Here is a 10,653-nt window from a genome sequence, read left to right on the forward strand (position 1 = left end):
GCAAGTCAATCAACATACGGGTGTGAAGATCAATATGCATGGCATTCAGTAAAAGGGATGAATTCGGGCGGACCGTCTCAACTAGTGAGTGAAATGGCCGAAAAAGAGGACGTGCCGCAGAGTAAGCAGAGCGGGATGTCGACCGGTCCGGCGGTCCTCGTGGTCCTGACCGTCCTGAGCATGGCCGGGCAGATCGTGGGGTTCGTGAACCCGGGGGCCCGCCCCGGGATCACGCTGTGCACGGTCATCGTGCTGGACCTGATCGGCGCGGGGTGCGGCTGGTGGGCGTCCCGGCTGCCGGGCGTGACCCGGACGGCGGGACGGCTGATCGCCCTCGGCCGGGTCGTCGACGCGGTCTCCTTCATGCTGTACGGGGTCGCGGCCGCGACCGGCAGTACCGCCTGGCTGGCCGCGCTCCTGCTCACCCGGTTGGTGATGTACCTGCTGCTGGCGGTCGGCGGGCTCGCCGTGGGGCTGGTGCAGTTCAGCGGACGTGCCAGATCGGCCCTGATCGCCGAGGTGGTCACGATGCTCGCGGCCGGCTTCATGGTCATCTGGTACGTGGCGCTGGGGCCCGTCCTCTCCGAGGGTGACCCCGGCCTGCTCTGGATCGGCACCATCGGCTGGCCACTCGGCGACCTGCTCCTGCTCACCGCGGTCGCGGCGGTGATGCTGCGCGGGGCGGTCACCCGGTTCGCCGTGCCGGTCACCCTCTTCACCCTGGGCCTGGGCACGTACGCGGTCGGCGACCTGTACATGACCCGGACGGCGGCGACCGGGCTGCACGGCGGCAACATGATCGCCGGGACGATCGTGGTCGGCGCGTGCCTGCTGCTCACCGCCGCGGCGCTGCTGGCGCTCTCCTGGACACACGATCGCGCGCACCAGGCGCGCACCGACAAGGCGCCGGCCTGGTCGACGTACCTGCCGCTGGGCGCGATGGTCGCCGGTGGCGTGCTGATGCTCGCGGTCACCCTGCTGGAGGGCCAGTTCCTGCCCTGGGGCGGACTCGTCTGCGGGCTGATCGGGATGACCTGTGCGGCCGCCGCCCGGCAGATGATGTCGCTGCGGGACAGCCGGGAGCTGCTGATCACCGACTCGCTGACCGGGCTGGCGAACCGGGCCGGGCTCGACGACGCGCTGGACCGGGCGCTGAAACGCGGCGAGAGCCCGGCGGTGCTGCTCATCGACCTGGACGGGTTCAAGCTGGTCAACGACGCGTACGGGCACGCCGCCGGCGACGCGTTCCTGATCCACGTGGCGCATCAGCTGCGCGGCGGCGTCCGGGGCAAGAGCACGATCGCCCGGATCGGCGGGGACGAGTTCGCCGTCCTGATCAACGACATCACCGAGGACGAGCAGGCCGCGTCGATCGGCAAACGGCTGCTCGCCAACATGGCCGCCCACCCGGTCACCGTCGACGACGACCAGATCCCGCTCCGGGCCAGCGTCGGCGGTGCCCGGTACGAGACCGGGCTCGACGACAAGGCGCTGCTGCGGCGGGCCGACGTGGCGATGTACCAGAGCAAACGGGCCGGCAGCCATGGGTTCACGCTCTACCAGCCCGGCATGGTCGACCGGCGGGCCGTCGACGCGGCCCTCGCCGAGGACCTGGAGCACGCGCTGGAGCGCAACGAGATGCGCCTGGTCTTCCAGCCGATCGTGGACACGGCCGACGGGGCGGTGCTCGGCGCGGAGGCGCTGCTGCGGTGGGAGCACGGCGTGCGCGGGCCGATCCGGCCCGACGAGTTCATCCCGGTCGCGGAGCGCAGCGGGACGATCATCCCGATCGGGCTGTGGGTGCTGGAACGGGCGCTGGCGCAGCTGGGCGTGCTGCCGGAGAACCTCTACATCAGCGTGAACCTGTCGCCGCGGCAGCTGCGTGAACCGACGATCGTGCACGATGTGCTGGCGGTGCTGGAGCGGACCGGGATACCGGCGCGGCGGCTGGTCCTGGAGATCACCGAGTCGGCGCTGGTGGATGACACCAGCGGGATCAAGGCACTGCATTCCTTCCGTACGCACGGAATCCGGATCGCGGTGGACGACTTCGGGACCGGGTACTCGTCACTGCAGTACCTGACCCGGCTACCGGTCGACATCCTGAAGATCGACCGGAGTTTCGTGGCGGAGCTGGACGGGAGCCCGGAGGGGGCGGCGGTCACCACGGCGATCATCCACCTGGCGAACGCGCTGCACCTGCGGACCATCGCCGAGGGGATCGAGACCCCGGAGCAGGCCGATGAGCTGCGGGGACTGGGGTGTGTGACCGGGCAGGGGTACCTGTACGCGAAGCCGCTGCCGCCGGGGGATCTGGTCAAGCACGTGATGTCAGGTGCCGCAGAAGGTTCGGTAGATCCCGCTGCCGGGCGGCGCGGCTTCTGAGTAACGGGTTCTCCCGTCCTTCTCCTGGAACGGGGAGCTGATGGTCTCGACGAGCGTGTCGAGGTGGGTGCCGGGGTCGGCGAGGGCCTCCTCGACGAGGTGGTTTCTCGGGATGTAAATCGGATTTGTCCGGTTCATGAGTGATATGTCGGGGCCTAGGGCTCGCCAGCGCTGGAGCCAGGGAGTGAAAGGCTCGTCGGATAGATCCGGCAATCTCCTGAAGAAGGAGGTGAAGTCTGACTTTTCCTGATGCATGAGTTCGAGGAGCTCGAAAGCGATCTTCGGCTCCTCCGTCTCGGGTGTCAGTCCGATCTTGGCCAGCAGGCCGGTGTGCCAGGTGGTCTCGTAGATGCCGGCGAACTCCGCCAGGGCGTCGGTGGCGAGGGTGACCGCTTTCGACTGCTCCGTCGCGAGGAGCGGGAGCAGGGCCTCGGCGAGGCGGGCCAGGTTCCACTGGGCGATGGCGGGCTGATTGCGGTACGCGTACCGGCCGCCCTCGTCGATCGAGCTGAACACCGTCGCCGGGTCGAAGACGTCGAGGAACGCGCACGGGCCGTAGTCGATGGTCTCGCCGGAGATCGTCATGTTGTCGGTGTTCATCACGCCGTGCACGAAGCCGGTCAGCATCCAGCGGGCGATCAGGTCGGCCTGGCGTGCCACGACGGCCCGGTAGAAGTCCAGGTACGGGCGGTCCGAACCGGCGACCTCCGGGTAGTGGCGGGCGATCGCGTGGTCGGCGAGGCGGCGGAGCAGGTCCGGGTCGTCGGTGGCCCGGGCGTACTGGAAGGTGCCGACGCGCAGGTGACTGGCGGCGACCCGGGCCAGGACGGCGCCGGGCAGCGGGGTCTCGCGGTAGACGGTGCCGCCGGTCGCCACCACGGCGAGTGCGCGGGTCGTCGGGATGCCGAGGGCGTGCATGGCGCGGCTGACGATGTACTCCCGCAGCATCGGGCCGACGGCGGCGAGCCCGTCCCCGCCGCGGGCGAACGGGGTGCGCCCGGAGCCCTTCAGGTGGAGATCGCGCCCGCCGCCCCTGGTGGCGAACCCGCCGTCGTCGATGAACCCGCCGTCGTCGGTGGTGGTGAACGCGCCGTCGTTGGTGGTGGTGAACTCGCCCATCAGCAGGGCGCGGCCGTCGCCGAGCCGAGGTGAGTAGCCGCCGAACTGGTGGCCGGCGTAGGCCTGGGCGACCGGTTGTGATCCCTCCGGTGGGATGGTGCCGGTGAGCAGGCCGAGGCCGTCGGGGGTGCGCAGCCAGGCGGGGTCCAGGCCGAGCTCGGCGGCGAGTGCCTCGTCGAGGGCGAGGATGCGGGGCGCCGGGGTGGGTGCGGCGCGCCAGGCGACGGCGAGCTCGGGGAGGTCGCGGGCGAAGCGGTGGTCGAGCTGCGGAGCGCCGGTCATCGTTCGACGATATCCGGCCGTGGTGGTTGCCGGATGGGGCCACCGGGGTTGCCGGATGGGGCCGCCGGGGTTGCCGGGTTCGGTCGCGGGGGTTGCCGGATCCGGGTCGGCGGGTCGGTGCGGGAAAGGCCCGTCGAGGGTGGGCGGCGGGTGGGCTCGGCGGACCCTGGGCGGCGCGTCGAGGGGCGGGGCGGAATCGGTCAGGGCGGGCGGTGGGCGTACCGGAGGAGGGGTTTTTGTTTCTTGCGAGTTAATCGAGAGAGCTCTATGGTCGACGGGGAAAGCGCTTTCCTGCACCTCGACGCCATCCCCCATGGCGCGCATCCCCACGTGTTCGAGGAGTGAGGCAAGGATGAAAAGGACAATCGCCGGCATAGCGGTGACGGCTGCGGCCGTCGCGCTCGTGCTGCCGCTGACCCGGGCCGAAGCGGCCGCGGTCGGGACGGCGACCGGATTCGCGAGCAGCAACGGCGGGACGACCGGTGGCAACGGCGGGACGACCGTCCGGGCCACCACCGGCACCGAGATCCACACGGCGCTCTGCAACCGGGCCGCCAGCGACACCCCGATCACCATCGAGGTCGAGGGGACCATCAACCACGGCAACACGACCAAGGTCTCCGGCGACAGCTGCAACACCGCAGCCGACAAGATCGAGCTGAAGGAGATCAGCAACGTCACGATCATCGGGGTCGGGAGCGGGGCCGTCTTCGATCAGCTGGGCATCCACATCCGGGACTCCAGCAACATCATCATCCAGAACGTGACCGTGCAGAACGTCAAGAAGTCCGGCTCGCCGACCTCGAACGGCGGCGACGCGATCGGGATGGAGAGCACGGTCCGCAACGTCTGGGTGGACCACGTGAACCTGATCGCCTCGGGCGGTGAGGACGACGGCTACGACGGACTGTTCGACATGAAGGACGACACGCAGTACGTGACGCTCTCCTACAGCACGCTGCGCAACTCCGGCCGGGGCGGGCTGATCGGATCCAGCGAGAGCGACCTGTCGAACGGGTACATCACGTTCCACCACAACCTGTACTCGAACATCGACTCGCGTACGCCGTTGCTGCGCGGTGGCGTCGCGCACATCTACGACAACTACTACGTGAGCCTCAACGAGTCCGGGATCAACTCGCGGGCCGGGGCGCACGCCAAGGTCGACAACAACTACTTCGAGGACTCGAAGGACGTGCTGGGCACGTTCTACACCGACGAGCTGGGCTACTGGCAGGTCTCCGGCAACATCTACGACAACGTGACGTGGTCGGCGACCGGCGACGAGAACTACCCGGCCGGCCCGGACCCGGTCTCGAACACGACGGTCAGCATCCCGTACGCGTACACCCTGGACAGCGCGGCCTGCGTGCCGTCGATCGTGACGGCGACGGCGGGCGCGAACACCGGCCTGAAGACGTCCGACGGCAGCTGCACGGTCACCACGACCTCGCCCACCGCGTCGGCGTCACCCACCGTGTCGACCTCTGCCTCTGCTTCTCCGTCCCCGACGGCGACCGGCGGCACGAACCTCAGCATCGGCGCCGGAGCGGACGGGTCGAGCAAGGCGAGCGGGACCAGCTACGGCAACGTCAAGGACGGCGACCTGACCACGTACTGGTCGCCGAGCGGCACCACCGGTGACATCTCGATCAAGTGGGACGCCGCGACGACGGTGTCCCGGATCGCCATCGTCGAGGCGTCCGGCGCGACCGGGCTGATCGGCTCCTGGCAGGTGCTCAACGCGGGCACCGGCGCGGTACTGGCCTCGGGCACCGGCGCGGGCAGTATCAGCTTCACCGCGACGTCGCTGACGAAGGTCACCTTCCGGATCGCCGGCGCGAGCGGCACGCCGAAGGTGGCCGAGTTCCAGACGTACGCGTCCTGACCGTCCCCCACGGCCGGTCACCGAACGGATGGTTTCGTCCGGTGACCGGCCTCCGCGATCTCCTCGAACGGCACGTCACCCCGGCATGCCGCGGTGGATGAGTGCACTCGGTTCCAGCCCGGCGGCCGATCAGCCGCCGGTGAGTCGGTCGCCGAGCGGGGTGCGCTGATAGAGCAGTCGCCGGCCGGCGCGATCCGCGGTTGCCAGCCCGGCGTCACGCAAGGTCGTCAAATGGTGTGATGCCGTGCCGGTAGCCAATCCGAGACGGGCGGCGACGTCGCCGGTGCTGTGCGGGGCGGCCAGCAGGACCAGAACCGCGGCTCGGGTCGGGCCGAGCAGCGCTGCCAATTGCGCGGTGGTGACCGATAGCCGGCCGGGAGTCCATATGTTCCCGTGACCCCGCGGTGCGTACCAGAGGGTGCGGCCGGTGAGTGAGTCCGGGATCGCGTATATCTCGGTGCCCGCGAAACCGGTCGGCAGCAGGGTCAAGTTGTGCCCGTCAAGGCTCCATTGCCCCTGTTTGTGTGGGTAGCGGAGCAGCAGCGCGGTGCCGTTCCACCACAGCTTCGGATGCAGCTCATCGACGAACATCCGGGCGCCGTGCTCGGCCGCCGCTCGCGCACGGGTAGCGATCTCCGCATCGGCGGTCCCGCGTAGGCGCGGCCAGAGCGGCTGGATCGCGACAGCGAAATAGGCGCGGATCTCCGCGAGCAGCGCGGCGAGTGCGGACCGTGGGTCGCTGGCGAACCGGTCGATCTCCGCCGGGGCGTCGTGCCCGGTCCAAGGAGCAAGCACCTGCTCCGCGACCTGATCGAGCGGTGTCTCGGCTACCGCGGCGAGTTCCTGGGCCAGAGTGGGCCGGCCGGTACGCGGCGGCGGGGTGAGAAAGTCCGGAGCGTATCCGCGAGGGCCGGTCAGCACCGCCGCGAACGTCGGCCAGTTCGGCAACATCGGTGCTGTCCGGGCGCGCCACGATGCCTGCAGCCAGGTATCAGATCCGCCGCGCAGGGCGAAAACGCTGGCCACGACCTCGGCCATCGGCGAGTGCGCGAACCGCAGCCCGGCGAGGTCCGCGGCACCGAACTCCCACTCGATCACCGAGCCATTCGAGCACAGTCGAACGATTCCCACCACGGAGTGGATGCCTCCTAGCGTCATGGCATGCAATACACCCGCCTGGGCCGGACAGGCCTGACCGTGAGCAGACTCTGTGTCGGCACCATGAACTTCGGCTGGCAGATCGACGAGCAGCAGAGTCATGCGATCCTCGATCGGGCGATCGAAGGTGGCCTCACCTTCGTGGACACCGCGAACATGTACGGCAGCGAGACCGGCGACGGACTCAGCGAGCGCTTCATCGGCACCTGGTTCGACAAGTCCGGCCACCGCGACGACGTGGTCCTGGCCACCAAGGTGTACGCCCCGATGTCCGAGCGGCCCAACGACGGCGGCCTGTCCGCCCGCCACATCATCGCGTCCTGCGAGGCATCGCTACGCCGCCTTCGTAGCGACTGGATCGACCTGTTTCAGATGCACCACATCGAGCGCCGAACCCCCTGGGAGGAGATCTGGCAGGCGATGGAGACCCTGGTGACCCAGGGCAAGGTCCGCTACGTCGGATCGTCCAACTTCGCCGGTTGGCACCTCAGCCGCGCCCAGGCCACCGCGGATCGTCGTCACTTCCTCGGCCTGGTCTCCGAGCAGTGCAAGTACAACCTGCTCACCCGGCATGTCGAACTGGAGGTACTGCCCGCAGCGGCCGAACTGGGAATCGGCATCCTGCCCTACTCGCCGCTGCACTTCGGCGCGCTCTCCGGCGCCCTGCGCAAACAACGCGCCGGCATCCCGGGACGCGCGGTACTCCACGCGCCGGAACGGGTGGAGCCGCATCGGCCCGCCATCGAACGCTACGAGCGACTCTGCGCCGATCTCGGACAGGAACCCACCACCGTCGCCATCGCCTGGCTGCTGTCCCGCCCCGAGGTGACCGCTCCGGTCCTCGGACCGCGCACTCCGGAGCAACTGGACCTACCGATCGCCGCCCTCCACAACCCGCTCACCGAGGACACCCGTGCGGCTCTCGAAGAGATCTTCCCGCCGATCGGCAACGGCGGCCCCGCACCGGAAGCCTGGGCCTGGTAGAAGTCGACCGAACATATAAAGCAGTGGAAGACGTAATCGACTACGAGATCGATTGCACTCTGATGGCAGATCCGCTGCCAGATGGCTCCGGCTCGCCGTCACGCTGGGTAGCGCGCGACTCGCGGCATGAGAGGTCGATCCGAGGCGAATGCCAGCCTCTGCCGAAAGTTTGTTTGCGCTCAAGATTCCTGATCGAGATGGGCATATTCCGCTAGAAGCGCGGCTACCGCAGCCTCATGCTCGGACGAGTCGTTGTCGCGCCATTGACCTCCCCAAGTCAGACGGGATTTGACTGATCGAGGACGATAAACGAAAGGTGCACCTGACCTGCAAGGATATGGGTGTCTACGCCATATCCACAGCAGAGCAAGGTGCAGACCCGCCAGATCGTCGAGCGTGACGGTCGTCCGGCCGGCCGGGCATCGACTCGCTGGTACAGGCTGTCGAGGATCTCGGCGGGTACGTCGTCGATCCAGCCGCTGATCGCGGTGTAACCCTTCAGGCCGGCGACCGTGGCCGCCGCGACCAGCGCGAGCACGACCGCGACCGGATGATCACGGCCCCTGATCGGACCGGCCGTCGCCGACGGCGAGCAGCACGTCGAGCAGACCGTGACACGAAGGCGTGAACGACACGTCCCCGGACAGCGGTACGGGCGACGTATCGGCGATGAGGATGGCAGACTGCGGCACGACGAAGCTCCGTTTGAACCAGATCCGTGAGAAGACCTGGACTCAACGGAGCTTCGTCCATATCCGACACGCCACCGCAGACATCATCACTCACCGCCACTTTCGATCATGAAACGGCCGTGAGCCGAAACGGTCAGGTAAGGATCAAACCCTCTGACGGATCGAGGCCCAAGAAGCCCGTAGCAGCGTGCACATCCCGTTCAAGCGGCGCCGGTTCCGGTCGAAGGTGTCTCGCCGGTAGAAAAATGTTAACCGCCCACGCAAATATCCGCGCCCGCGCTGAATGCGCAATCTACTGATTTTATGTAGTCCATGGCGCCCGATCGGCGCTTGCGATCAAGGCTTTTTGTGCGAGGAATTTAATAAGTTGAGTATCGTAGCCTAGCTTATTCGCCTCAGTGCTAAACGGGAGCAGCATTGGCGCACCGTTAGCGGCAGTTCCACCGTCCTTGCTATGGACAATTCGACAGCGGATCTGATACACCCTTTCCGCGATCTGGTCGGTTAATGCATAATTCGCATCCCTCGGAGATATTGCCCGAACCTCCGCAAGGGCACTCTTGTCTGCAAGGAAGGCGGCACGCTCAGAGCTTTCACGCAGGAATTCCTCCACCTCATCAGCGGGAATGCAATACCGAAGCGTAGCCTTCAGCTGATCCCTTTCCGAACCGGCTCCTCGTCCGGCCGAAATCTGCACCAACTTCGAAAGATGAGACTTATTGTGCGGATCAAATAAGGGATCCATTGTAGCCTGCTGAAGCCGTGTAATAATCGCTCGCTCGTAGTAGGCTGGGAAGAAATGTTCCAGAACCTGGTAAAATGCGAGGTAAGAGAGCAGAGGCATCGTGCCCGACGACCTCGCGTAACGATAAAGAGCGGCTGCTTCCGGGGAGTACTTGAGGGCCGGCACGTTCGGCTTAGCTGAGTAATCCACGCGCCGCACGGGACCAGCCACTTGATTGTCGCGGAATCTTAAAATATCGAATGCCAGATTGAACCTCAGATCCATTTCGAAAAGCACCGAATCGGTTACCTCTTTAAATCGAGCGGCGGCTGAACGGGCATCCATGCCCTCGATCAAGCGCTTCTCGAAGAAAAGACTCAGCCCTGAGGGGATGTAGTCGTGGTAGAAGTCCGCCCGCCGGTTCGTGCGCACGAGGCCCATTGCCGAGGATGGGAGGCCTAAACGGAATTTAGGCATTGCTTCAGACTTCGATTCGAACGGAACGCTAAAGTCTTCCGGCAGTCGGGGAAGGCCACGCTGTTCATGCGATAACTCCTTGCCGGCCATGCGCATTAGAATTCGAACGGGGAACTGTCGCGTCTGACCTGGTGAAAGAAGAATCTCTACGAACCCTTGAGCAGCATTCATAACTGCTAAATATTCACCAATGAATGTCCAGGACTGGAAATCCGCCTCTATGAAGTGTGTGGCTGCCCGTTCATCCGAGTAGATTTTGCGGAACCCGCCTCCAAGGACTGGAATGTTTATTCCGATAAGCGAAATCCTGCTACCCTCCACGTCCTCACATTCTAGATTAGCTGCCACGGCACGCTCTTTGAGTAATGCAAGTCCGTTCGAATCGCTCAACTTCCCATCCCCTGCCCGCTCGCCTTCCGTGACCTACGGCTATAACATACCGGGGCATCTGTTAGATCCAACGCCTCAATCAGATGTGCTGTCATCAAGCAGATCCGTGCGTTTGTGAGTTCGGGTCGAGATGGCGGCCGGGGCTGGGTATGACGTGGTGCTCCGACCTGGTGTCGACCACGCCGGGGGAGACCGTCGGGCTGGTGGCCCGGGCGAACGACGGGCGACTGCGGATCGATGTCGCCGGGCGGCGGCCGGTCGCGGAACTGGCGACCGTGCACGAGGAGGCCGCCGCCGGACGTCTGGCCGGCCGGACCATTCTGATTCCCTGACCGCACGCCCGTCCATGGGGAGGTAAATCGGTCGGCCGGTGTGGAGCGTGGGTGCTACGGTTCCCGACGCTGAAAGGGGTCACCGTGCCGAAGCTTAACCAGATCATCGCCGTGGAGAAGGGCGTCAACCTCGATCCGTCAGGGGGTTTTGATCTCTCGCCGTCCGTTTCGGCGTGACCGTTTTGTCCCTCGCGGATGGATGTGGTGTGGCCGCGTGTCGCT

Annotated in this window: 10 protein-coding genes; 5 read left to right on the forward strand and 5 right to left on the reverse strand. The window is 66.4% G+C overall.

The window, feature by feature from the left end; genetic code table 11:
* Positions 1-135 precede the first annotated feature (135 nt).
* Entirely contained in the window at positions 136-2,385 is a 2,250-nt protein-coding gene (locus AB0M08_RS29325; RefSeq protein WP_364499953.1) for a bifunctional diguanylate cyclase/phosphodiesterase, read from the forward strand.
* On the opposite strand, the gene AB0M08_RS29330 is transcribed toward AB0M08_RS29325, so the two are convergent.
* Complete coding sequence (locus AB0M08_RS29330) at positions 2,332-3,786, reverse strand: protein adenylyltransferase SelO family protein (protein ID WP_364499956.1); 1,455 nt, start codon at positions 3,784-3,786, stop codon at positions 2,332-2,334. The genes AB0M08_RS29325 and AB0M08_RS29330 overlap by 54 nt on opposite strands.
* A 352-nt stretch (positions 3,787-4,138) precedes the next feature.
* Here AB0M08_RS29330 and AB0M08_RS29335 point away from each other — a divergent pair, with 352 nt between their 5' ends.
* Positions 4,139-5,674, forward strand: coding sequence for a pectate lyase (locus AB0M08_RS29335; protein ID WP_364499958.1), 1,536 nt, complete (start codon positions 4,139-4,141; stop codon positions 5,672-5,674).
* A 129-nt stretch (positions 5,675-5,803) separates the two neighbouring features.
* On the opposite strand, the gene AB0M08_RS29340 is transcribed toward AB0M08_RS29335, so the two are convergent.
* Positions 5,804-6,772, reverse strand: a complete 969-nt coding sequence (locus AB0M08_RS29340; protein WP_364499961.1) for a winged helix-turn-helix domain-containing protein — start codon at positions 6,770-6,772, stop codon at positions 5,804-5,806.
* Between the two features lie 63 nt (positions 6,773-6,835).
* Here AB0M08_RS29340 and AB0M08_RS29345 point away from each other — a divergent pair, with 63 nt between their 5' ends.
* Positions 6,836-7,816 (forward strand): aldo/keto reductase, encoded by a 981-nt coding sequence (locus AB0M08_RS29345; protein WP_364499964.1) that lies wholly within the window; start codon positions 6,836-6,838, stop codon positions 7,814-7,816.
* Positions 7,817-8,093: 277 nt separating this feature from the next.
* Here AB0M08_RS29345 and AB0M08_RS29350 read toward each other — a convergent pair whose 3' ends face one another.
* From AB0M08_RS29350 to AB0M08_RS29360, 3 genes are all read right to left on the reverse strand, one after another.
* Positions 8,094-8,354: a hypothetical protein gene (locus AB0M08_RS29350; RefSeq protein ID WP_364499967.1), complete on the reverse strand. Its 261-nt coding sequence runs from the start codon at positions 8,352-8,354 to the stop codon at positions 8,094-8,096.
* A gap of 16 nt (positions 8,355-8,370) precedes the next feature.
* Positions 8,371-8,508 carry a hypothetical protein gene (locus tag AB0M08_RS29355; protein WP_364499970.1) on the reverse strand — a complete coding sequence of 46 codons (138 nt, stop codon included), beginning with the start codon at positions 8,506-8,508 and terminating at the stop codon, positions 8,371-8,373.
* A gap of 301 nt (positions 8,509-8,809) precedes the next feature.
* Complete coding sequence (locus AB0M08_RS29360; RefSeq protein ID WP_364499973.1) at positions 8,810-10,030, reverse strand: hypothetical protein; 1,221 nt, start codon at positions 10,028-10,030, stop codon at positions 8,810-8,812.
* Positions 10,031-10,248: 218 nt separating this feature from the next.
* On the opposite strand from AB0M08_RS29360, the gene AB0M08_RS29365 reads away from it, so the two are divergent.
* Together AB0M08_RS29365 and AB0M08_RS29370 are read left to right on the forward strand one after the other, a co-directional pair.
* Positions 10,249-10,431, forward strand: coding sequence for a hypothetical protein (locus tag AB0M08_RS29365; protein ID WP_364499976.1), 183 nt, complete (start codon positions 10,249-10,251; stop codon positions 10,429-10,431).
* Positions 10,432-10,482: 51 nt separating this feature from the next.
* Positions 10,483-10,608 carry a hypothetical protein gene (locus AB0M08_RS29370; RefSeq protein ID WP_364499979.1) on the forward strand — a complete coding sequence of 42 codons (126 nt, stop codon included), beginning with the start codon at positions 10,483-10,485 and terminating at the stop codon, positions 10,606-10,608.
* Positions 10,609-10,653 lie beyond the last annotated feature (45 nt).

This window comes from Actinoplanes sp. NPDC051851 (assembly GCF_040681165.1).
Taxonomy (GTDB): domain Bacteria; phylum Actinomycetota; class Actinomycetes; order Mycobacteriales; family Micromonosporaceae; genus Actinoplanes.